Raw genomic sequence first — 21,214 nt, 5'->3', positions numbered from 1 at the left:
TCCGGGGCGGCGGCAGACGCATCGTCGCCGGCGGTTGTACCAGCGTCGGAGCCTCTGGGCGGCCGTCGGGCTGTGCATCGTGGCCGGCTCCGTGGTCGTGGTCAACACGGCCTCGGCGGGAGTCGTGGACACGAAGGCCTGGTACGTCCTGGTCAACCGCAACAGCGGCGAGGTGCTGGACGGTCTCCACGCCGCCACCAACGACGGCGCGTCGGTGGTGCAGTGGGCCCGCCACGACGGGGCCAACCAGCAGTGGCGGTTCATCGACGCGGGTGACGGGTACTACCGGCTGCAGAACCGGAACTCCGGCAACGTGCTGGACGACTACGGCTGGTCGAAGACCGCCGGCTCCGGTCTGGTGCAGTGGCACGACCTGAACGGCGCCAACCAGCAGTTCCGCCTGGAGAAGTCGTCGGACGGCTACGTGCGCCTGATCAGCCGCCACAGCGGCATGGCCGTCGAGGTCCAGGACGGGGCCAAGGCCGACGGGGGGCACGTCGCCCAGTACTGGGACTGGGGCGGCGCCAACCAGCAGTGGCAACTCGTCCAGGCCGGAAGCGTCGGCAACACCGGCGGCGCGGGGGGCTCCGGCGGTACCGCCGCGCCCACCACGCCTGCCGCGTCCGCCACGCCCGCCAGGCCGGGCGGAAGCGTCCCGACCAGCCAGGCTCCGAGCGGCACCCGCCCGCCCTCGGCGTCGCCGTCGGCGTCGGCCTCGTCGCCGGCCGCCGGTGGCAATGGCAATGGCAATGGCAATGGCACCGGCGGCGGCTCGGCGACCCGCTTCATGGGCAGCAGCACGGTGCTCATCGGCGGCTCGATGAACGACGCCGCGGCGAGCTCCGCGCCCTTCGACGTGCGGTACAACTACGTGCACAGCCGGCCCGCGCCCTCCTCGGACTACTACACGGCATCGCGCTGCAAGGCCGAGTGGTCGAGCTGGTGGGGCTGCTGGAGCGGCGAGACCACGGCGCCCGGTTTCTACGTGACCTGGGGCGACGACCACGTGGCCCAGGCCACCTACCAGGGCAAGCCGCGCCCGCAGAAGTACTTTTGGACCTGGTACTCGCTGCGCGACCTCGGGGACATGGCGGGCCAGGGCGACGGTCCGGGCGAGGTCGTCGCCATCAACCGGGCCGACCTGCTCACCCGTTACCTGAACGACTACCGCTTCTTCCTGCAGAAGATCGGCACCTCGCAGGACATGATCGACATCGAGCCCGACTTCTGGGGCTACGTCCGCTCGCTCGGCGATCCGCACAAGGTCGCCGCGCAGGTCAAGGCCGCGAACCCGACCGACTGCGGATCGCAGGAGAACAGCGCCGTCGGCCTCGCCCAGTGCATGATCACGATGGCCCACAAGTACGCGCCGAACACCGGCGCCGGGCTCCACCTCACCTGCTGGGACTGGACGACCAACATGCAGGGATGCGTCAAGGACTACCAGGAACTCGGCGCGAAGAACGCCGACTTCCTGGTCGCCGACGTCTCCGACCGCGACGCGGGCTGGTACGCCAAGCCCGAGAACGGCGCCCGTGACACCTTCTGGAACGACCAGAAGGCCACCGCCGCACTGGGCTGGTACAAGACCATGGCCGAATCGGCCGGCAAGCCGGTGGTCCTGTGGCAGGTCCCCGTGGGCAACATGGCGCAGAACAACACCGTCAACCACTACAAGGACGACAAGGTCGACTGGTTCTTCGCGCACATGGACCAGGTCGCGAACGCCCACGTCGCCGCCCTCCTGTTCGGCGCCGGGCAGCAGGAACAGACCGCGGTCGAGTCCGACGGCGGAAACCTGATCAACAAGACGATCGCGTACCGCAACGCGGGCGGCACGCCGCTCAAGTAGACGCACGCGGCCGGCCGCAGCGTCCCCGACGCGGCGGCCGCGGTTCGACGCGCACCCGTGCGTCCGGGCCCGGTCCGTGCGGACCGGGCCCGGACGCGTAGCCGGACGCGTAGCCGGACGCGTAGCCGGACGCGTAGCCGGACGCGTAGCCGGACGGTTGGTCGTTCCTTCGCGGACCTCAGGGCCGCGTTGACGGCGTTGCCGTAGGCGGTGTTCTCCGCGGTGGTCAGGTAGTTCGACACGTTCAGCGAGAACCCGTGCGTCCCGCTCACCCCGGCTGCGGCCAGGTGCCGGGCCATGGTGCCGGCGCTCAGCCAGGCACGGCCTCTGCCCGCCGTGCCGTGACGGCACGACGGGCAGACCGCGCGGTCACCGCCGGACCGGGCCACCGGGCCCGACCGTGACCGCGGCGTCATCCGGCCATTCGGTCATTCGGTCATTCGGTCATTCGGTCATCCGAGCGTCCACTGCTGGTTCCGGCCGCCGCTGCAGCTCCACAACCGGACGGGCGTGCCGTCGGCGGTGGCCAGGCAGCCTGAACGGTTCCTGGACCCCGCAGGCCGCCGGCGAGAGCAACCCCTTCGCCGGCAAGCCAACAGCGGTGCCTCCTGGACCAACGACATCAGCCACGGTGACCTGGTCCGCAACAACCCCGACCAGACCATGACCATCGACCCCGGCAACCTGCAGTTCCTGTACCAGGGCAAGTCCCCGAGTGGCGGGGCCCCGTACGTCATCCGCCCGCATCCGCGTCTCATCGACGGGCGTGAGTCCGAGGGCGGCGGTGGGCAGTCCCGGCCTTCCCGGCGTGGATCGGACGCCCTGCTACAGGCGTTCCTCCATCCTGACGGCCGCCTTCAGATCCTCGTGGGCCTGCCCGCGTTCTCCTTCCTGCTGTTCGAGCAGCGCCCGGGCGATCGCGTCGAGCTTGCGCTGGATGGCGTGTTCGGCACGCCGCTCGGCGTTCTTCAGCATCGCCAGCAGCAGGAGCGTGACGGCCGCCATCGCGTCACCCGCGAGGACCTGCCACTCCGTCGAGAGCCCGGCCGCGTGAACGGCCACGAACACGCCGACCAGGGCGAGGCACAGCAGCGCGAAGACCGGTGAACTGGTGAAGTTCGAGGCCAGTTCCGCGAAGTTCTCGAACCGTCCGCGCTTCCCGTCCCCGCGTCTGCGCGCGGGGTGCTGGAACGTCATACCGCCACTTCCTCTCCGCTCACCCTCTCCGCTCACCCACCGCCTCACCGGGTGCGCAGCACGTACCGCGATACTCACTCGGTCGAGTCCACGCCCGAGGTGATCGCCGAGGGTGCCGAGGGCCGCGGCGGCGGCAGGAGCCGTCCGTCCTTCGGCCGGGAGTACAGCCGAAGGACGGACAGTGGTTCACGGGTTGATCGTCAGTGGCCGGTCAGGTCAGGTCCTTCAGAGCGTCCTTCGCTTTCCGGCCGGCTTGAGCGGTTGCTCCCCTGACCTGGTCAGCCTTGCCCTTGGCGATGAGTCGTTCGTTGCCGACCGTCTTGCCGGTGGCCTCTTCGACCTTGCCCTTGGCCTCGGTTGCGGTGTGCTTGGCCTTCTTGCCGGCACTCATGTGCGTCACTCCTTTCACGGAGTCGGGGTTCAGTTCGGCGTGTGCCCTGCCTGCGGGTTTCCATGCCTGCGGCCCGACAGCTCCGGCCGACTCGGGTGGGCACGTGGCACCGCGGGGTCACTCTGGGTCACTCGGGGGCGAGCAGGGGTCCGAGCGGGCCGAGGTCGATGTTGAGGTCGTCCGGGGTGAGGCCGAAGTGTTCGCGCAGTTCGTCCATGCGCTCTTCCAGGGCCATCAGGGTCAGGCCCAGTGACTCGATCCGGTCGTCGTCGAGGTCCCCCTCATCGATGCGGCGCAGGGCTTGGCGTTCCATGAGCTGGTGGACCAGTTCGACCAGGGCCAGGACCAGGCAGGTGAGGTCCCGCGCAACGGTCTCGGGTTCCAGCGCCATGCGACGGTCGGAGGCCGGCCGGGACGGGGGCGTGGCACGGCGGTCCGGGTCCGGGGCAAGTCGGTCCGGGGTAAGGCGATCGGCGGGAGACGCCGCGCGTGACGGGGAACCGGGCGAGCTCACGTCGGCTCCCCTCGGTCGTGGGAGGCCAGGTCGGCGGGTGCCATGGCGGCTCTCACGGAAGCGATCATGGCGCGCAGACTGATGCGGACCAGGTCGACGTCGGCGATGGACAGGGTGATCTCCCCGGCGATGACCACGCCGCCGGCCAGCAGGCGGTCGAGCAGGTCGACCAGGGCCACGTTCCGCTCGGGCACGGGGGGTGCGAAGTCGGGCCGAGTGCCGGACGTCCGCGGGCTGGTGGTCATGGCGGCTCGTCCTCGTGGCGGGCGTTCATGGTGAAGGAGTAGGGCGGCCAGGGGCCGGTCGTTTCCAGGCGGAGGCCGGAGAACCGGGCGGACAGCGCGCCGACGGCCTGGTGGAAGGCGGCCGTGCCGGACCGCTCGACGAGGTAGGCGCCGTTGAGGACCATCGGCTCGGCACGGCCGGTCGCCTCGGGCGGCTGGAGCGGGTGGCAGAAGGCCTCGACGGCCGATCGTGCGAGCGCAGTGTGGACGTCCGCCGCGTCGTCCGAGGCCTGCTGGACCGCCTGTTCCTGGAACCGGCGGTGGGCCCGGCGGCGCAGGAGGTAGGCCGTGCCCGGGCGGGCCGCCGGTTCCTGCTGCGGATCACCGGCTCCGGCGTCGGCGGCGGTCGGTGGAGCGGTGGGCGTGAGGTAGGCCTTGACGCCCCATTCCACTCGGCCGCCGGTGCGCCGGAGTGCGGCCAGCAGCTCGTCACGGTGGTCCGCGAGCATGGCGGCGGCCCGCTGGTCGTCGTGGTAGAGCGTGGCGAAGCGCAGGGGCAGCACCGGGGCGGCGCGGGCGAGGGTGTCGACCACGTGGTGGTGCACGCGGACGGCGTGTTCGAGCCACGCGGCGTCTTCCAGGTGCCTCCGCAGGGGTTCCTCGTCGAAGTCCGTGCGCGGCACCGCGCCCGCCAGCGCGGTCAGGTCCGGCCCGGCGATGACGTACAGGTCCTCGCCGGCCACGCCGGTCAGGCCGGGCGGTACGGCGTGACCGGTGCCGGTGCCGCTGCCGACGCTGCTGCTGCCGACGATGGCGTAGAGCCAGGTGTTGGTGGGCGGTCGGGTGCTCATGAGGAGTCGGTCCGAGAGGTGCGCCGGGTGCGGGGGGCCTTGCGGGCGGGCGGGGACTCGACGGTCCGATCGTCCAAAGCCTCCTGGACGTCGGCGGAGACGGAGGCACGGTGGGAGGCTTCGAGCTGACCGAGGCGCTCACGCAGGAGCCGGTTCTCGGTGGCGAGGTCGCGCCGGCCGGAGGAGAGGCTCGGATCGTGCTCCCACCAGTCGATGCCCATCTCGCGGGCCCGGTCGACGGAGGCGATGAGCAGGCGGATCTTGATCGTGAGCAGCTCGATGTCCAGGAGGTTGATCCGGATGTCACCGGCGATGACGATGCCCTTGTCCAGCACCCGCTCCAGCAGGTCGGCCAGGTTGGCGGACTGCGGAGCAGCGGACGTCCTCGGCAGGTGCGACAGCGGGCCGGAGCCACCGTAACCGGTCAACTCGCTCATGACAGCTCCTCGTTCGCGCGCCCCCGGTGGTACCGGCGGTCCCTGCGGTAGGAGACGAGTTCGCCTTCCGGGTCCAGTACCACCTGGTAGACGGCCAGGATGTCGGTCGAATCGGGAATGCGGCGCGCCTCCAGGACCTCCACCCCCACCTGCCAGCCGTCCTCGGTGCGGTCGAGCGACGTGACGCCCTCCGCGCTGCGCCCGGTGAGTTCCTGGACGCAGACGGCCGCTCGGGCGGCCGCGCCGCGCGCGCCGATCCGCTCCGGCTCCGCCCGGCGGCGGGCCGTGGATCGTTCGCCGGTGCTTCGGGTGGGGGCCGTGCTCCGGCGCCGTGACGGGGCCGGAGCATCGCCGTCCTCGGGCCGGGCGTCGGCTCCGGCTTTGGCTCCGGCTCGACGGGTGGTGGAGGCTGCGCGACGCCGCGGGGTGGTGCTTGCGGTGCTTGCTTCGGTTCCGTCCTGCGGTTCGGCCGGGGGACGGCGTTGCGCGGCCGGTGCCTCGTCCTCGTGATCGGACGGGGGCGGTGGACGTCGTCGGGGCCGGGCAGGCTCGGAACGTGCGGCGGTGCGGCGCGGCTTGCTGTCCTCGGTGTCCCGCGACCGTGCGGGGCGGCGGGGGCGTGGCTGGTCTTCAGGCACGGCTCTACACCTCCAGGCCTCCGGCGGTGCCCTGGGCCTGCCACAGGCGCCGTACGAGTTCCTCTTCCTGCGCGGAGGCCTCCTCGTCGCTGATCGCGCCGCTCGCGCGCGCGGCTTCCACCTCCGTCAGCCGGGCGCGGATGACCGCGGGGTCGGTCATCTCCCGGCGGGCCTGCTCGTAGAGCTGTTCCGCCACCCAGACGACCCCGCGCACGGGGGCCAGCGGGAGGGTGAGCAGCCCGGTGATCAGTCCCATGACCCGGCCCCCTGTTCCGCGGGCCGGGCGTCGGCCTGTTCCGCGGGCCGGGCGTCGGCCACGGCCTCGGTGACGAAGTCGTAGGGGGCCAGCGGGCCGAGCAGCCGCACCGCGGTGCGCTGCGCCCAGTCGCGGGCCAGGTCTTCGGCCGCGGCCTCGAACTCCTTCCAGCGGGTCCTGGCGACGAGGAAGGAGGCGCTGACCGCCTGGTCGCCGACCGCGTCGGAGGCCGGTGTGGCGCTGACGGCCACGGCGAGTGGCTCCAGCCGCTCCAGGGCGACCGCGGTGTCCGCCTCGCGGTGCGCGGAGATCGCCCCCGCGATCATCTCGCCGAGGCGGACCCGCTCGTAGTAGGAGGCCTCCTCGGGGAGGCCGGCGATGGTCTCGCGCAACCGGGCGATGTCCTCGCGGTCGGCGATCACGTCCCTCAGGACACGCTCCTGCCGGTAGGTGGCGCGCAGCGTGAACTGGGCGGTGTCGCGGAGGTCCTCCAGCGCGCTCAGGAACGCTTCCTCATGGGGGGCGAGCAGTTCGTCGGCCACCGCCGTGACGTCGCGGACCACCGCGCCGAAGCGCAGCGGCAGCACGGCGTCGCGGGTGGCCAGGGCGTCCAGAACACGGGCGTGGCCCCGTAGGTCGGCAGCGGTGCCCAGCGGGCGGTCGACCGCCAGATCGCTGACCAGAGCCGCGATGCTCCGGTGCCGCACCAGTGTCACCGGGGCGGGCGGGTCGCCGATCCCCTCCAGTCCGGAGGGGTCGGCGCCCGCAGCCACGATCCCGTACACGTAGCAGGCCTGCTCGTCGGTGGGAGTACGGGCGTTCATCACTCGCGCTCCTTGTGCTGGGTGCGTGACCGGGGCCGGGGCCGGGGACGCTCGCGGGGCTCGGGCTCCTCCTCGTCGTCCCCCTTGACCCGGTCGATCACTTCGCTGACCGTCTCCTTGACGCCTTCGAGCGCGCCCCTGGTCTTGTGCCGGGCTCCGCCCCGGGTCATGTCCTGCATCAGTTCGGGCAGTCCCTCGCTGTTGTCCTCCTTCAGGTCCAGGCGGTTGACCGCCTCGGCGAACCGCAGGTACGTGTCGACGCTGGCTACCACGATGCGGGCGTCGATGGTCAGCAGTTCGATGCCGACCAGGGAGACGCGGATGTAGATGTCGATGACCAGGCCCTTGTCGAGGATCAGGTCGATGACGTCGACCAGGCCGCTCGACGAGGGCCGGTCCAGGTAGTGGCTGGGACGCTGGGCGACAGTCATGACGGCTCACCGCGCCAGTGCCGGGGTACGCCTGCGGGATCGCGACGTGGTCCGGTCGTCCTCGTCCGAGGGGCCGGGCTCCTCCTCGTACTCGTCCCGGGCGTCCTCGTCCTCGTACTCGTCGTCGCCGTAGTCGCCCTCGTCTTCGTCCTCCGGTTCCTCTTCCTCGTCATAGTCCTGCGCCTCGTCCTCGGTTTCGCCCTCGTCCTCGGCGTCGTACTCGGGCTCCTCCTCGTACTCGTCTTCCGGAGGCTCGTCCGCCCAGTCCTCGTCCTCGCCCTCGTCCGCGGGCTCCTCCTCGTCGTACTCCTCGGGCTCCTCCTCGTCGTACTCCTCGTCCTGCGGCTCCTCGCCGCCCTCGTCGTCCGGCTCCTCGTCCGGCTCCTCGTCCGTGGCACCTTCGTCCTCGGCGTCCTCGTCCTCCAGGGCCTCCTCGTGGGAGCGCACGACGTCGCCGTCGCGGATCTCGCCGCGCCAGCCCTCGACCGAGTCCGGATCGAGGATGGTGTGGGTCATGACGTGGCGGCGGAAGTGCTTGAGCTCCAGGCGTGTCCGCCGGCCTTGGGCCCGCCATATGTTGCCCGTGCGCTCGAACAGGCCCTGCGGGTGGTACTCCAGCACCAGGAGGATCCTGGTCAGGTTCGGCGCGAGCTCGTGGAAGGTGACCGTGCCGTCGACGTGACCCTTGTCGCCCTTGGAACGCCAGACGATCAACTCGTCCGGCACCTGCTCGATGATCGTCGACTCCCAGGTGCGGTGGGACAGGAAGATCCCGGCCTTCCACGCGATCTTCTGCTCGGACTCCTGGTCCACCTTCTCCAGCCGTTTGGTGAACTGGGGGAAGTCCTGGAACTGGGTCCACTGGTTGTAGGCCACCCGCACGGGGACCCCGACGTCGATCTCCTCGACGATGTTGGTGATCTTGAGCTTGCCGCCCTTGCCGCCCTTTCCGCCCCCACCCCCGGTGAGCTTGTTGCCGACCACCTGTTTCAGCCCGGCGGCGCCGGCCCCCAGCAGCAGCCGCATCGGAGACTTCCCTCCGCTGCTGCCATCGCCACCGCCCAGCAGGCTGCCGCCGTGCTCCGCGAAGTCGGTCAGGCGACCGGTGAGGTCGGCGACCTTGTCGCTCGCCGCCGCCACGGCCCGTTCACCCGCAGCGGCCGCCAGCTCACGGGCCTGCTGCATCAGCTCGTCGGTGGGCAGGGCTTCCAACACGTCACCCAGTCCCAGCGAGCCCTGGTCTTTCTTGGTCTGCTCGGCCATCGTCGTCACCCCCGCCTGCGCGCCGTCGAGGCGCGGCTGGTCGTGGACTTGCGCGCCGCCGGGGCCTTCTTCGCCGCCGACGCCGTGCTCTTGCGAGCGGACGTCGACGAGGCCGCAGCCTTGCGGGGCGCAGTCGAAGCCGTCTTCTTCGCCGCCGGCTTCTTCGCCGTCGCCGTCTTGCGCGGGGCGGCGGCCTTCTTCGCCGGGGCCTTGGACTCGGTGGTCTTGCTCGCCGGCCGTCGCGAGGAGTCCGCGCTCTTGCGCGTCGTGCCGCTGCTACCGGTCGCGCGGGAACGCGAGGGGGCGGCCTTCTTCGTCGAGGCCGTCGAGGCCGCGGACGCCCGCTGCTTGGACGCTGCCGGGGACGCTCGGCGCGTGGACGATGCCGTGGAGCGGGACGCACTCTGCCGCGAGCGGGCCGGCGAACGCTTCTTCTCGCCGTCGCCCTCCTGGTCCTCCTCCTCTTCGGGTGGCTCCTCCTCCGGTTCCTCGCTGCTGCTGTCCTCCGGTTCCTCGTCCTCGCTGCTGCTGTCCTCCGGTTCCTCGCTGCTACCGGCGGTCCCCGCCCGCAGGTCCTCGGTCCGCTGCTGCAACTGGTCGGTCAGCGCGCTCACTCGGTTGCTCGCTGCCGCGATGGCTGCTTTCTTCCCCGCCTTGGCCAGTTCCCCGCGGACGTCGCCGGCCAGCTCACGGAGCTGGGGCGACGATTCCAGCACCTGACCGAGGAGCACTCCGGGATTGGCGCTCAGACGTTTCCCCGCCGCCATGCCCGCGAGAGCCAGCGCCCATCGGGCCTTGTGCAAGCGCCCGAGGAGGTAGCCCGCGCCCACAGCGACGGCAAGCTTGGCGTTGTTCATGGTCGTTTTCCCTGGAAGAGTCCCTGAACGGCCCCGGCCCTCTCCAGTAGGAGAGCCGCTCCTCGGCCCGGCTGTGTACCCAGGGCTCACCGGGACAAACAACGGAGCGTCGCGAGTTCCGGTCCACTCCCGATCGTTCCGGCACCGAATTCCATTGGCGCAGAAGGGCCTTGAGGTCGCGCGGAACTCCCGCTCACCCTCCGTCCGGCGACACGGAGTCATCGCTTCGTCGCTGCTGGTCCCCGCTGCCACGCATCGAGGCGGCACGGTTTCCGAACGACCCGCCGGTCTGTTGTTCGCGCCTCCGGGACGTGACCGCTACTCGGTCACGTCCGGGGCAGGGGCCGCTACTCGCTCGCGTCCGGGCCGAGCGCTTCCACGGGCGGCGTGCGTGGCGGGTGGTGCCGCAGGGCGCGCAGGGCGCCTTCGGGGGTGTCGTAGACCGGAAACAGCGGCCGGGTCTCGGTGATCTCCAGGACCCGCAACGTCATGCCGGAGGGGGCGATCAGCACGAGCGCGACGCCCTCGTCGCGTGCGCGGCGGCGGGCCGTCAGGAGCAGGTTGAGGCCGGTGGAGGTGAACAGCTCCACGCCGGCCAGGTCGACGGCGAGCAGGTCCGGGTGCTGGTCGAGGGCCGCGGTCAGGGCCTGGGCGGCGGTCGCCTCGCTGTCCAGGATCATGTCACCGGCGAAGGAGCACACCAGCGCGTCGCCGACTCGGGCGGTCTCCGACTTCAGGCCGTGCAGCACGCGACCCACCTCACGCCGGGGATGCCGGCTGCACCGGCACCCGGGCCGTACCGTCGGCGGCGGCCCGGTCCGGCTCGGGCCACGCGGAGGCGATCCGCTCCAGGCCGTGCCACAGATCGAGAGCCTGTTGGCGGAGCCCGGCCGCGGTGCTGCTACCCGCCTCCAGCGCGCTGAGGTAGGCGTCGATGCCGGTCACCGCGTGTCGCACCTGCCGACGCAGCGGCTCCACCCGGCCCGCATCCTTGCCGTGTTCGCACGGCGCGGCGATCCGCTCGGCCAGCCGGGACCTGAGCCGCTCCAGCCCTTCCCTGCTCATCGGGTCCACGCAAACCATCTCCCAGACGTGGGCTGCCGCACGGATCCGCCTCGGGGGCGATACGAACGGCTGTCCTTCCACTGTTCGCCCATCCATCGAACATGTCAACCATTGCACGAATTGATTGTCGTGTTTCAGCAGCCGCGAAACACAGGTCCTATCGTGGAGACATGGACATCAGCGCGACGACCGAGCGACGGTGGACGTTCCTGACCAACCACGCCCGTGTCCTCGTCCAGATCGCGCGTGACCCCGGCATCCGTGTGCGCGACATCGCCACCCGTTGCCTGCTCACCGAACGCGCCGTCCAGCGCATCATCACCGACCTCGAAGAGGACGGGTACCTCAGCCACGAACGCCGAGGCCGCACCAACCACTACAGCGTCACCGCCGGCAAACAGCTGCGTCACCCCGCCGACGCGGGACCCACCGTCGCCGAGCTCCTCGCCACCCTCCTGCGCCGGCCTGCCGACGGACGACTCGACCCGGCGCCCCCCGCGCAGGAATCATCCGGGCGCTGACCTTCCTCGCCCGTGAAGCCTTCGAGAAGGAGGCAGCAGCCGTACCACCGCGCGGACCACCGCGCCCGCACCACCCGCACTCGTCGTTCGTCGTTCGCATACCTTCGCGAAACGCGGGGATACGCGATGGCTGCGGTGCCCTGTCGTTCGGACCGGGCGCGGCATCCGTCCACAACCGCCCACGTGGAGAACGGGAGCAGAGCCCATGGGACACGGCGGAAACGTGATCAACGAGCTGATGACGGATCACCGGGAGGTCGAGGAGATGTTCGCCCGCGTCCAGGCGCTGCCCGCGGGCGACGAACGGCGCCGGGACGTGGTGGAGCAGTTCACCATCGAGCTGGTCCGCCACTCGGTCGCCGAGGAACAGCACCTGTACCCGGCGGTCCGCGAACACGTCCCCGGCGGTGACGCGCTGGCGGACAAGGAGGTCGCCGACCACGAAGCCGTGGAGAAGCTCCTCAAGGAGCTCGAAGGCGTGGACCACGGCGACGCCCGCTTCGACGTTCTCGTCGACCGGGTCGTCGGCGAGGTCACGGCACACATCCAGGACGAGGAACGGAACCTGTTCCCCGCCCTCGCCGACGCCTGCCCGCTTGCCCGACTCGACGAGCTCGGCGAACAGGTCCGGCGGGCCAAGAAGCTCGCGCCGACCCGGCCCCACCCGCACGCCCCCGACAACAAGCTGGTCACCGCGGGCACCGGCCTGGTCGACCGCGCCCGGGACCTCGTGACCGGGCGCGGCAAGTCCGACTGATGCCGCCCAGCGACAAGTACCCCTGCCGACACGTACCCCTGCCGACACTTTGACGGAAGGACGATCGCCATGAGCGTCCCCCAGGAGAACGACACCCCGCAGGTCGACGACGAAACGCGCGAGCGGTCCTCGGAGCAGCGGAACATCACCGCGCCCACACCGCCGGACGTCCGGGCCAAGGACGCGGACGACGACCCCGAGCCTCCGGCGACCGGTCCCCGGACACCGTGATCCGCTCGCACGGCAGGCGTCAGCCGCGCTCGACCGTCCCGCGCCGGCCCCGCTCGCCGAGGCGGCTCAGCACGGGCGACCGATCGCGACTCGGAACTGACCGCGACTCGGACGGGCCCACCCGGATCGGCCCGCTGCCCCACGGGTGAGGAGGGGGGCTCCGCGCCCACGGGTGAGGAGGGGGGCTCCGCGGCCCGCTGGATGCTGACGTTCCCCGGCCCCGTGGGATCCCGGATCCCACGGCGAGCAGGACACGGCCGGAACCTGGCGCGGGGGATTCCACTGTCCGCCACCCGCCCGACGGACCGCCGCAGCCCGGCCGCCGCCGAGGTGGCCCCGAGGTGCGGCGGGCCCCGGTGCGGTCCGGGCGACGGCGGTTCAGGGCAGGCGGGTGAGCTTGCGGCGGCCTGCCCTGCGGCGCAGCTTCGGCAGTCTTCGCTCCTCGGCCTCGGCGATGTGCCGGTGGCGTTCGTGGAGCAGGCCGTAGCCGAAGGCGTGCCACGTGGCGCCGGTGCCCTCGCTCGCCAGCGCGATGAGCTCCTGGCGGGCCACCACGCTGTCCTGGTGGGTGCCCAGCACCTTGTGCAGCTTCCTCATCCGGGCGCCGAACTCCGCCACCCGCTTCGTCGTGCGCCGCGGGATGTGCGACTGCGCGTGGTCCGCGGTGTACCGGGCGCGTTTGGCGGCCTTGCGGGCGCGGTGCAGTGCCTCGTCGCGGTGCGGGCCCGGTTCGGTGTGCAGGGCGAGATCGAGGCGTTCGAGGGTTCGGCGCTGCTCGTGCCGGAGGGTGCCGGCCAGGTACCGGCGCGCCTTCCGGCCGGCCCGGCGGCGCAGCGGCGGGTCGGCGGCGAAGGCGTCGAGTTCCTCCAGCAGGGTGAGGTAGCGGGGGCTGTCGAGTTCGGCGACGGCCTGCTGCCAGGCCTCGCGGTAGCCCCGGGCGTACCGCTCGGTGAGCCGGCCTCGGAGATCGGCACCGCGCAGCTGTGCGGGTACCGCGTCCAGCTGGTCCACCAGCAGCTCGCCGAGCACCTCCTGGTCGCGGGCCCGGCCCAGCAGCCGCCCGAGCCTGCGCAACTCGGTGGCCAGGTGCTCGGCCCGGTCGCGTTCGAAGAGCCGCTTGTGGGCCTTGAGCAGGCTCCGCAGCCGGCGCGCGGTGACCCGCATGCGGTGGACGGAGTCCTCCCGGCCCTGGCGCACGGCCGCGTCGAGGGTGAGGAGTGCCTCGACCTGCTGTCGGAAGCCGTCCATGACGAGGGCGCCGGCGGAGCCGGGTGCCTGGGCGGCCGCCGGCCCCGTCGTGGCGGCCGGGGGCTCGTCGAGCGCCCGGGAGAGCTTCGAGGGCCAGGGCGAGCGGACCAGCCCCACGTCGGTGAACACGGCCTCGATGTGGTCCAGGAGGGCCGGTGTGCCGTGCTCCAGCTCGACCTCGAACTCGGTCCAACCGCGGGCCTCCGCAACGGTCCCGCCCGGCGGCCCGGCACCGTCCCGGTCCCGGTCCCGGTGCCGGTTCCCGTCCCGGTGCCTGTCTCCGTCCCCGTCCCCGTCGCCGGAGCGGACGTCCGCGCTGCGGTCCGCGTCGAGGACCTGCGCCGCGACCCGGTCCTCGGTGACCTGCGCGAGCGTGCTCCCCCGGTCGTCGCGCAGCAGCAGCCGGGACCGGTGGGTGCGCAGGCGCGCCACCGGGGAGAGCGCGGCGCCGCGGGTGAAGGCCGCGACGAGCTGCGACAGCTCGGCCGGGACGTCGTGCGGGCCCCCGGTCTCCACCGGCAGCCGGACCTCCTGGCGTGCGTCCTCGGCGTGCGGCAGCTTGAGGTGCCAGCCGGCGTCGTCCCCGCCGGTGCGCCGGCGCAAGGTGATGTGCCGGTGCAGGAGCCGCAGGTCCGGTGTGTCGTAGTAGACGGCGTCGAGGTCCTGGGGCCCGGCGCGCTGCGCGGCCCGGACTCCCGGCACCGCGTCGAGCCGCGGTGGCAGCGCGGCCCCGTCGTACTTTCGCTCCGTCTCCACGTGTTGTGTGCCCATGCCGTCGCGTGTGCCCGTGCCGGCTTCGCCCATGCGCCCGCGCGCCCCGATCGTGCCTCGGACCGCTCGCGGCCGTCGAGCCCACCGGTCGGTCGGAACGGCGGTTCGTTTGCGGGCGCCGACGGCGGCAACCCGCAGGGTCATGGCGTACCTCGCAGAACCCGTACCGACCGTTCCGCAGCCAAGGCCGTCCGGCGGCCCCGCTGAACGGCCCGGCCCCTGGCTGTTCACCCGCCCCGCGGCCGTCCGTCCCTCGGCCGACCGTGCGCGGGGGGATGGCCCGACAGCCGGCCGGCCCACGGGCGCCGTACTGTTCGAGCGCGACGGCACGCTGATCCAGGACGTCTCCTGCAACGGCGACCCCGCCATGGTGCACCCCGCGGCCGGGATCCGCGCCGCGCTCGCGCTCCTGCGCGCGGCGGGGCTGGCGCTCGGCTTCGCCGAGACCGAGCAGGTGGCCTTCCACACCGCCAGCATCGTCCCCGGCATCGACTTCACCAACGACCCGCTGCTCCAGGGCCGGAACTTCTCCTACCTCGACACCCAGCTGATCCGCCTCGGCGGCCCCAACTTCGCGCAGCTGCCCGTCAACCGGCCGCTCGCCGAGGTCCGGAACAACCACCGTGACGGCTACGGCCAGCAGGTCGTCCACCCCGGCACCGGCTACGCACCGAACTCCGTCGGCGGCGGCTGCCCGGCGGCCCTGGGCGGCGGACGACTGCCCGACGGGGTCTTCGAGCACTACCAGGAGCGGATCGACGGCGCCGCGATCCGCCGGCGCAGCCCCAGTTTCGCCGACCACTACAGCCAGGCCGCGCTGTTCTGGCGCAGCATGGCCGACTGGGAGCAACAGCACATCGTCGAGGCCTTCTCCTTCGAGCTGGGCAAGGTGGTCGACCGGACGGTGCGGCGGCGCATGGTCGGCAACCTGGCGCACGTCGACCGGGGTCTGGCGGCGGAGGTCGCCCGGCGCATCGGCCTGCCCCAGCCCGCGACGCCGGATGGGGCCCGGGAGGGCCCGACGGGCGACGCTGCCACCGGTCCGGAGGTCTCCCCCGCCCTGAGCCTGGACAACCTGCGCGCAGCCGGCATCCGCACCCGCAAGGTCGCCGTGCTGATCGCCCCCGGCGTGGACGGCGAGCAGGTCCGTGGCGCGCGCGAGCGGCTGGCCGCCGACGGCGCCACCGTGGAGACGCTGGCCGCGCACGGCGGCCACGTGCCCGCGCGGGACGGCGAGAGTCTGACGGTGGACCGGCCGCTGCCCACCACCGCGTCCGTGCTGTACGACGCCGTGATCGTGCCCGACGGCGGGGAGGGCGGTCTGGTCGCCGACCCGGACGCCGTCCGTTTCCTGTCGGAGGCGCTGCGCCACGGCAAGCCCGTGGCCCTGCTGGGCGCCGCCGCCGAGCTGTGCGGAGCGGCGCGATACGGGGCCGCGGCCGACCTGGCGGGTGTGGCGGCCCCCGGACCGGACGATCAGGCCGGCCCGTCGTTCTGGGAGGGCTTCGCCCTCCTCGTGGAGCAGCACCGCTTCCCGCAGCGCTGACCGCGCCCGCGCCGACCCCCGGGCCCGCCGCCCGGTCGATCCCTTCGACCGGGCGGCGGGTCCGTCACGTCAGTCCGTCAGCCCCGTCACGTCACTCCGTCAGCAGGGTGACCGCGTCGAGGCGACCGTCGAGGAGCGAGCGGGCGACGTGGGCGACGCCGGTGCCGGTTCGGCGGGCGTGGGCCCGGAGCACCTCGAAGGAGGCGTCCATGTCGAGGCCGCCGACCTCGGCCAGCACGCCCTTCGCCCGCTCGACGGAGGTCCGGTCGACGAGCGCGGCGGTGACTTCCTCGGCGGCGCTCTGCTCGCGGCCCTGCCGACGCTGCAACAGGGCGATCACCGCGAGGTCGGCCAACGGTTGCACCACGTCGAAGCCGTCCTGGCCGGGGTCGACGCCGGCCCGGGTGTCGAAGACGTTGAGCGTGCCCAGGGCCCGCCCCTCCAGGCGCAACGGCACCGCCCGCACGGCCCGGAAGCCGAGGTCGAGCGCCTTCGCGCTGAACCGGGGCCAGCGCGCCCGCCCGCGCCGGAGGTCGCGTTCGACGACCACCTCACCCGTGCGCCGGCAGTCCAGGCACGGCCCCTCGCCGGCGGCGATCTGCAACGCCTCCAGTTGGCGGACCTGTTCGTCGGAGTAGGCGATGTCGCGAAGGTCGCCGCGACGGTCGGTGACCATGATCCCGGCCCCGGCCGTGCCGCTCAGCACCGTGCAGACCTCGGTCAGCCGGTGGAGGAACTCCACCGCGTCGTAGCCGGGTCCGATCAGCGATTCGGTGAGCCCGGCGAACGCCTCGTTCATCCGGGACTCACGTGTCATGACCGCCTCCCTGTCCCCTTGGGGCAAGGCTACGCCCGCCGACAGCCCTCGGTCACCCGTCATCGGTCCTCCTCGGTGAAGCGCAGCTGCCGCCGAACCACCTCACGCGCAACCTTGTCGATCTCCTGGTCGTGGGCGAAGGCGTGGGCACGCAGACGGTCGAGGGCTTCCGTCGCCGACGCTCCCAGCTGGACCATGATCATGCCGATCGCCTGGTCCACCTCCACCCCGTTGAGTGGTACGCCGTCCAGCCAGGGCCGTACCGGTGCCTCGGTGGGTGTGCCCACGAAGGAGCCGACGATGGCCAGCGTGACGGTCGTCGCGGCCACCTGGAGATCAGAGGTCTCCTCGATCCCGGGAACCCCCGGGACGGTGTGGTAGAGGCTGAGGACCCCGATGCAGGACGAACCGAGCTGCAACGGAAGTGCGGAGGCGCGGCGCAGCGGTTCGCCGTACGGCTCGGCCGCGAGCACACCACCCAGAACGGGCCAGCGGTTCTCGGCGGACGCGAGCAGGTCGTCGACGAGCACCGGGAGACGGCTGCGGAAGGCGTCCACGCCGGGGCCCTCACCGAGGCTGAACTGCCGCTCCTCCAGCCGGCGGGCGCGCTCGTCGCTCGCCCAGACCCCGGCCCGGTGACCGGTGTCGGCCATCAGGCTGATGGCGGCGGCGTCCGTGCCGAGCGCCTCCACGCAGGCGACGCAGAGCCGTTCGGGCAACGAGGGGTGGCCCGGGCCGTTGACGGCCTCGACCATGACCTGCGCGATCCGCGTCAGATCGGCCATCTCCGCGCCTCGTTCGTCCTTCTCGTCCACCGTCCTCGGGACGGTACTCGACTGCCGTCTCGATCACATGGCCCGCGGCCGTCGTGATCACCGCAGGACGAGTGCCGCACCCCCGGAGCCGTGGAGCCGGCGACCTCCTTCGTCGGAGGTCGTGGCGTTCCGATGACCACGCGTCTACCCGTGGTTCGGGTGCGCACACGCCGGACACCGGTCCGTCGCGCCGACCTGGTGCAGCGGGTCGCCGAGCGGCAGTGGCTCGCCACGTGCCACCGGGGTGTCTACCGCGACCTGCTCGCCCGGGTGTGAGTGCTCCCGAACGTTCACGGCGCCCACGAACGGCAACCGGGCCCGGCTGCGCAGCCCCTAACGCCCGGCGTCGGGGCGCAGGCGTGCGGCCAGCAGGCAGCTGTCGTCGGCGGGGTTGGGGCCGCCGAGGCGGGTCGCGATGTGGTCGAGGAGGCCCGCGACGCCGGGTGCGGTCGACTCCTCGGCGGCGCGCAGCAACGGGTCGGCGCGGGCGGTTCCGCCCTCGCGGCGGTTGAGCAGCCCGTCGGTCCACAGCAGGACGGTGTCGCCCGGCGCGAGTTCCCGCACGGTGTCGCGGTAGACCGTCCCGGGATCAGCGCCGAGGACGGTGCCGGTCGGCCCCTCCGCGAGGACGGCCGTGCCGTCGCGCAGGACGGCCGGCGGGAGGTGGCCGGCGGCCGACCACGTGAGGGCTCCGGCCGCCGGGTCGAGCAGACCGCAGACCACTCTGGCGATCCGGCGGCCGTGCTGTGCGCAGAGCAGCGCGTTGAGGGGGGCGAGGGCCCCGGCCGGGCCGGTGGTGGTGCAGAGGCCGCGCAGGGCGTGGCGCAGCTCGGCCATGGCCACGGCGGCGGGCAGGCCGTGCCCGCTGACGTCGCCGACGGCGAGCAGGATCCGGTCTCCGGGAAGCCTCACCAGGTCGTACCAGTCGCCGCCCACCCGGGGGTGGTCCTCGGCGGGGAGGTAGCGGGCCGCGTGATCGAGGCCGAGCGCGGAGGGGTCCGGCCCTGCGGGTGAGGCCGTCAGCGCGGTCTGCAGGGTCCGCACGGTCCGGTGCTCGGCGTCGGCCCGGCGCCGCTGCTCGGCCAGTCGCGCCCTGGCGGCCGCCAGAGCCTGCTCGGTGCGGTGCCAGGAGGTGACGTCCTGCAGCACCCCGTGGACGGCGTCACCCCGGCCGACAGCCCGGCCGGCGGCCCGGTCGGCGGTCGCCTCGGCCGTGACCCGTACCCTGCGCGGCGTGTCGCCGGGTGGCCCGACGTCGAACTCCATCGTGGTCCGCCGTTGACTGCCGGCCAGCCGCCGGGCGAACAGCAGCACGGCCACGCGGTCGGCCGGGGCGACGCACCGCAGCGCCTCGCCGAGCGGAACGGCGTCCGCACGACCGGGGTCGAGACCGAGCAGCCGCAGCGCCTCCTCGGACAGGTCCAGGACGGGCTCCCCGGGTGACCAGCGGAAGCTCCCGAGGCCGCTGAGCCGCTGGGCCTCGGCGAGCCGGGCCGTCCCCTCCCCCGCGCCGTCCCGCGGACGCCAGGTGAGCAGCACGCCGTCGAGGAAGGGCACCGCCCGCAGGGTCAGCGGGAGGGCGTCGCCGTCGTCGGTGCCGGTGAAGTCCTCGGCCCAGAGCTGCTGGGAGACGCCGGTGGCAGCCGCGTCCAGGATCCGGTCGAACGCGCCGGAGACGACCAGCCCGGGATAGAGCTCGCTGAGCCGTCGGCCGGCCGTCGCGTCGACCCTCGCGGCCGGATTGGCGTAGGCGACCCGGAGGTCGGTGATGGCGCCGCCGCCGGCGCTCTCGCGCACCGCGGAGAGCAGCAGCACGGGCTCGAACATGGTGTCCATGACCGCCCGGAACCAGTATTCCCCGCCGGGCAGCACCAGGCCCGGCTCCCGGCTGTCGGCCGCGGTCACCCGCAGCAGGTGCCCGGCCACCAGAGCGGACAGCGCGGCCGCGTAGCGGGTGGCGGCGCGGGCCCGCTCGGGCGGGCCGCCCCAGCCGAGGCTCATCGCTCCGACGATCCGGTCGCCGCGCCGCAGCGGGATCGCACAGGCACTCCGGCCGGGCACGATCCGGCCGGTGTCGGGCCTCTCCGCCCCGGGCCGGTCCTGGTCGAACTCCCAGACCATGCCGCCGCCGTGCGCCGCCGTGACCAGCGGCACGCCCGTCTCCGGCGGGATGCGCCGCCACTGGCTGACCCGACGCGGGTCCAGCCCGTGGCTTCCGACCAGTGCCAACGCGCCGTCCGGCTCCAACAGCCCGAGCACCACGGCCACCACCCCGAGTGGCGCCAGGGCCACCTCGTGCGCCAGCCGGGCGAGCTCGTCGGGGGTGTCGGCGCTGGCGAGCGCCGAGGCGGCCAGGTGGTACCGGGCGGCCAGTCCGGGCACCGGGGTGAGCCGCGCCGAGCCCGGTGGGCCAGGGGCCAGCCGGGTCTCCGCGGGCGGAGCCTCGGCCGGTGCGGTGACGGGGGCCGCAGGCACCTTGGCCGCGACCTCCTCCAGCGGGGCCGCGAGCCCGATCATCCCGGCGGCGATGTCCACCAGCTTGCGATTGCTGTCCTGGGAGAGCCGCACCAGATGCGCGAACGCCTCGTCCGGCGTGCAGCCGAGCCGTTCGGTCAGCATGCCCTTGGCCTGCTCGATGACTCCGCGGCTGCGCATGGCCCGGCGCAGCCCCTCCGCCTCGGCGCGCAGCCGGTCCACCGCCTCGCGCAGCACGGCCGTCTCCTCGCCGGGGGCCGGTGTCCCGGCGGGGGCCGGGGTCTCGGCGGGGGCCGGGGTCTCGCCGGGGGCCGGTGCCTCGGCGGGCCGTGTCTCGGGGAGCTCGACGTCACTCACAGGCCGCCGCCACATCCGGATAGAGCGGCAACAGCGACTCCACCCCGGTCAACTCGATCACGTCCCGGACCCTGGGCGCCGCGGCCGCGAGCCGTTGCGCGCCCCGCCCCTCCCGGGCCCGCCGGGCCGCGCCGAGCAGGGCGTTGAGTCCCGTGGAGTCGACGAAGCCGACAGCCCCGAGGTCCACCACCACACGGGCCGACCCACCGTCCAGCAGGACTTCGAGCAGCCCGCGGACCTCCCGCGCGGCGAAGTCGTCCAGATCCCCGCTGAGCGGGACCACGGTCCAGCCGTTGACTTCGGGAAAGTCCTGCATGTCAGCCGTCCTCGGCGCCGCGCCCCGGTCCGCTTCCGCGTCCAGCGTAGGTCCGCTCCCCGCCGGGGTGCGAGCCTCCGGCGGGGTCGGCGCGGCCCTCGAACCGGTGGACCACCGGTCCGCGTGACGGCCTCCGGGGGCGTGGTCCGGTGCGGTCGGACGTCCGGTGCGGTCGGACGCGCAGCGCCCGGCCCACCCCGTGCGGTTCGGTCCTCCCGCCCCCGTGCGGTTCAGTCCTCGCGTTCGGACGGGCGCGCTCCGGTGGCCTGCTCACCCACCGGCTTGCCGGCTCGGACCGTCCTGACGGTGTGCGGTGCCTCGGCAGCCTCCGGCTGCTCCTCGGCCCGTGGCCGCTCGGACGTCGAGTCCTCCTCACGCCGCACGGCCTCGGGGCGCGCGTTTTCGTGGTGCAGGGGGACGCCGCCGGCGCCGCCCTGGGGTGTGTCGTCCATGACTCGCTCCTCAGGCGATGGCATCGGATCGAAAGCCGCCGGATCGGAGGCCGCCGGATCGGAGGCCGCCACGGCATCCGATCTGGGCCGGGTAGCGGGCGGCGCGGG

The 21,214-nt window shown here is 73.1% G+C and carries 25 protein-coding genes and 2 pseudogenes; 6 read left to right on the top strand and 21 right to left on the bottom strand.

Annotated features, from left to right (window positions below; translation table 11 throughout):
- Nucleotides 1-34 precede the first annotated feature (34 nt).
- Entirely contained in the window at nucleotides 35-1,852 is a 1,818-nt protein-coding gene (locus ACIGG8_RS08330; RefSeq protein ID WP_396546428.1) for an RICIN domain-containing protein, read from the top strand.
- A gap of 179 nt (nucleotides 1,853-2,031) precedes the next feature.
- Here the strand turns inward: ACIGG8_RS08330 and ACIGG8_RS08325 are convergent.
- A pseudogene (locus tag ACIGG8_RS08325) lies at nucleotides 2,032-2,172 on the bottom strand (endoglucanase); the annotation flags it as partial.
- A gap of 182 nt (nucleotides 2,173-2,354) precedes the next feature.
- Here ACIGG8_RS08325 and ACIGG8_RS08320 point away from each other — a divergent pair.
- Nucleotides 2,355-2,623: pseudogene (locus ACIGG8_RS08320) on the top strand (non-reducing end alpha-L-arabinofuranosidase family hydrolase); the annotation flags it as partial.
- A gap of 54 nt (nucleotides 2,624-2,677) precedes the next feature.
- Here ACIGG8_RS08320 and ACIGG8_RS08315 read toward each other — a convergent pair.
- From ACIGG8_RS08315 to ACIGG8_RS08250, 14 genes are all read right to left on the bottom strand, one after another.
- On the bottom strand, nucleotides 2,678-3,049 hold the full coding sequence (locus tag ACIGG8_RS08315; protein WP_396546427.1) for a low affinity iron permease family protein: 372 nt from the start codon (nucleotides 3,047-3,049) through the stop codon (nucleotides 2,678-2,680).
- A gap of 211 nt (nucleotides 3,050-3,260) precedes the next feature.
- A complete protein-coding gene (locus ACIGG8_RS08310; RefSeq protein ID WP_396546426.1) occupies nucleotides 3,261-3,440 on the bottom strand; it encodes a CsbD family protein in 180 nt (59 codons plus the stop codon).
- Nucleotides 3,441-3,567: 127 nt separating this feature from the next.
- Nucleotides 3,568-3,831, bottom strand: coding sequence for a gas vesicle protein K (locus ACIGG8_RS08305; RefSeq protein ID WP_396546425.1), 264 nt, complete (start codon nucleotides 3,829-3,831; stop codon nucleotides 3,568-3,570).
- A gap of 119 nt (nucleotides 3,832-3,950) precedes the next feature.
- Nucleotides 3,951-4,199 carry a gas vesicle protein gene (locus ACIGG8_RS08300; RefSeq protein ID WP_396546424.1) on the bottom strand — a complete coding sequence of 83 codons (249 nt, stop codon included), beginning with the start codon at nucleotides 4,197-4,199 and terminating at the stop codon, nucleotides 3,951-3,953.
- The gene (locus ACIGG8_RS08295; protein WP_396546423.1) at nucleotides 4,196-5,029 is read right to left on the bottom strand and encodes a GvpL/GvpF family gas vesicle protein; all 834 of its coding nucleotides are present in this window, start codon (nucleotides 5,027-5,029) and stop codon (nucleotides 4,196-4,198) included. Before ACIGG8_RS08295 ends, ACIGG8_RS08300 begins: the two co-directional genes overlap by 4 nt.
- Nucleotides 5,026-5,466 carry a gas vesicle protein gene (locus tag ACIGG8_RS08290; protein ID WP_396546422.1) on the bottom strand — a complete coding sequence of 147 codons (441 nt, stop codon included), beginning with the start codon at nucleotides 5,464-5,466 and terminating at the stop codon, nucleotides 5,026-5,028. Before ACIGG8_RS08290 ends, ACIGG8_RS08295 begins: the two co-directional genes overlap by 4 nt.
- Nucleotides 5,463-6,104: a gas vesicle protein GvpO gene (gene gvpO, locus ACIGG8_RS08285; RefSeq protein ID WP_396546421.1), complete on the bottom strand. Its 642-nt coding sequence runs from the start codon at nucleotides 6,102-6,104 to the stop codon at nucleotides 5,463-5,465. Before gvpO ends, ACIGG8_RS08290 begins: the two co-directional genes overlap by 4 nt.
- Before the next feature lie 4 nt (nucleotides 6,105-6,108).
- Nucleotides 6,109-6,360 carry a c-type cytochrome biogenesis protein CcmI gene (gene ccmI, locus ACIGG8_RS08280; RefSeq protein WP_396546420.1) on the bottom strand — a complete coding sequence of 84 codons (252 nt, stop codon included), beginning with the start codon at nucleotides 6,358-6,360 and terminating at the stop codon, nucleotides 6,109-6,111.
- A complete protein-coding gene (locus ACIGG8_RS08275; RefSeq protein ID WP_396546419.1) occupies nucleotides 6,351-7,184 on the bottom strand; it encodes a GvpL/GvpF family gas vesicle protein in 834 nt (277 codons plus the stop codon). Before ACIGG8_RS08275 ends, ccmI begins: the two co-directional genes overlap by 10 nt.
- Nucleotides 7,184-7,615: a gas vesicle protein GvpJ gene (gene gvpJ / locus ACIGG8_RS08270; protein WP_396546418.1), complete on the bottom strand. Its 432-nt coding sequence runs from the start codon at nucleotides 7,613-7,615 to the stop codon at nucleotides 7,184-7,186. Before gvpJ ends, ACIGG8_RS08275 begins: the two co-directional genes overlap by 1 nt.
- A gap of 6 nt (nucleotides 7,616-7,621) precedes the next feature.
- Nucleotides 7,622-8,878 (bottom strand): SRPBCC family protein, encoded by a 1,257-nt coding sequence (locus tag ACIGG8_RS08265; protein ID WP_396546417.1) that lies wholly within the window; start codon nucleotides 8,876-8,878, stop codon nucleotides 7,622-7,624.
- Between the two features lie 5 nt (nucleotides 8,879-8,883).
- Nucleotides 8,884-9,735 carry a hypothetical protein gene (locus tag ACIGG8_RS08260; protein ID WP_396546416.1) on the bottom strand — a complete coding sequence of 284 codons (852 nt, stop codon included), beginning with the start codon at nucleotides 9,733-9,735 and terminating at the stop codon, nucleotides 8,884-8,886.
- A gap of 347 nt (nucleotides 9,736-10,082) precedes the next feature.
- Nucleotides 10,083-10,484, bottom strand: a complete 402-nt coding sequence (locus ACIGG8_RS08255; RefSeq protein ID WP_396546415.1) for an STAS domain-containing protein — start codon at nucleotides 10,482-10,484, stop codon at nucleotides 10,083-10,085.
- 10 nt (nucleotides 10,485-10,494) lie between these two features.
- Complete coding sequence (locus tag ACIGG8_RS08250; RefSeq protein WP_396546414.1) at nucleotides 10,495-10,800, bottom strand: hypothetical protein; 306 nt, start codon at nucleotides 10,798-10,800, stop codon at nucleotides 10,495-10,497.
- A gap of 170 nt (nucleotides 10,801-10,970) precedes the next feature.
- Here ACIGG8_RS08250 and ACIGG8_RS08245 point away from each other — a divergent pair, with 170 nt between their 5' ends.
- The 3 genes from ACIGG8_RS08245 (at nucleotide 10,971) to ACIGG8_RS08235 (ending at nucleotide 12,309) form a co-directional block, all read left to right on the top strand.
- Entirely contained in the window at nucleotides 10,971-11,321 is a 351-nt protein-coding gene (locus ACIGG8_RS08245; RefSeq protein ID WP_396546413.1) for a helix-turn-helix transcriptional regulator, read from the top strand.
- A gap of 205 nt (nucleotides 11,322-11,526) precedes the next feature.
- Complete coding sequence (locus ACIGG8_RS08240; protein WP_396546412.1) at nucleotides 11,527-12,078, top strand: hemerythrin domain-containing protein; 552 nt, start codon at nucleotides 11,527-11,529, stop codon at nucleotides 12,076-12,078.
- Between the two features lie 69 nt (nucleotides 12,079-12,147).
- The gene (locus tag ACIGG8_RS08235; protein ID WP_396546411.1) at nucleotides 12,148-12,309 is read left to right on the top strand and encodes a hypothetical protein; all 162 of its coding nucleotides are present in this window, start codon (nucleotides 12,148-12,150) and stop codon (nucleotides 12,307-12,309) included.
- A gap of 378 nt (nucleotides 12,310-12,687) precedes the next feature.
- On the opposite strand, the gene ACIGG8_RS08230 is transcribed toward ACIGG8_RS08235, so the two are convergent.
- Complete coding sequence (locus ACIGG8_RS08230) at nucleotides 12,688-14,328, bottom strand: CHAD domain-containing protein (protein WP_396546410.1); 1,641 nt, start codon at nucleotides 14,326-14,328, stop codon at nucleotides 12,688-12,690.
- A 142-nt stretch (nucleotides 14,329-14,470) separates the two neighbouring features.
- On the opposite strand from ACIGG8_RS08230, the gene ACIGG8_RS08225 reads away from it, so the two are divergent.
- Entirely contained in the window at nucleotides 14,471-15,874 is a 1,404-nt protein-coding gene (locus ACIGG8_RS08225; protein WP_396546409.1) for a catalase, read from the top strand.
- A 91-nt stretch (nucleotides 15,875-15,965) separates the two neighbouring features.
- Here the strand turns inward: ACIGG8_RS08225 and ACIGG8_RS08220 are convergent, their stop codons facing one another.
- The 5 genes from ACIGG8_RS08220 to ACIGG8_RS08200 all read right to left on the bottom strand — a co-directional run bounded on the left by ACIGG8_RS08220 (nucleotide 15,966) and on the right by ACIGG8_RS08200 (nucleotide 21,106).
- Nucleotides 15,966-16,691 (bottom strand): GAF and ANTAR domain-containing protein, encoded by a 726-nt coding sequence (locus ACIGG8_RS08220; protein WP_396546408.1) that lies wholly within the window; start codon nucleotides 16,689-16,691, stop codon nucleotides 15,966-15,968.
- A 59-nt stretch (nucleotides 16,692-16,750) separates the two neighbouring features.
- Complete coding sequence (locus ACIGG8_RS08215; protein WP_396546407.1) at nucleotides 16,751-17,506, bottom strand: GAF and ANTAR domain-containing protein; 756 nt, start codon at nucleotides 17,504-17,506, stop codon at nucleotides 16,751-16,753.
- A 333-nt stretch (nucleotides 17,507-17,839) separates the two neighbouring features.
- Nucleotides 17,840-20,338 (bottom strand): SpoIIE family protein phosphatase, encoded by a 2,499-nt coding sequence (locus ACIGG8_RS08210; protein WP_396546406.1) that lies wholly within the window; start codon nucleotides 20,336-20,338, stop codon nucleotides 17,840-17,842.
- Nucleotides 20,331-20,654: an STAS domain-containing protein gene (locus ACIGG8_RS08205; RefSeq protein ID WP_396546405.1), complete on the bottom strand. Its 324-nt coding sequence runs from the start codon at nucleotides 20,652-20,654 to the stop codon at nucleotides 20,331-20,333. Before ACIGG8_RS08205 ends, ACIGG8_RS08210 begins: the two co-directional genes overlap by 8 nt.
- Nucleotides 20,655-20,884: 230 nt before the next feature.
- Entirely contained in the window at nucleotides 20,885-21,106 is a 222-nt protein-coding gene (locus ACIGG8_RS08200; protein WP_396546404.1) for a hypothetical protein, read from the bottom strand.
- Nucleotides 21,107-21,214: the final 108 nt, after the last annotated feature.

It is taken from the genome of Kitasatospora sp. NPDC085464 (assembly GCF_044541955.1).
In the GTDB taxonomy this organism is placed as follows: domain Bacteria; phylum Actinomycetota; class Actinomycetes; order Streptomycetales; family Streptomycetaceae; genus Kitasatospora.
The sequence above is the reverse complement of the archived record's forward strand: the minus strand, read 5'-3'. Positions and strand labels throughout refer to the sequence as shown.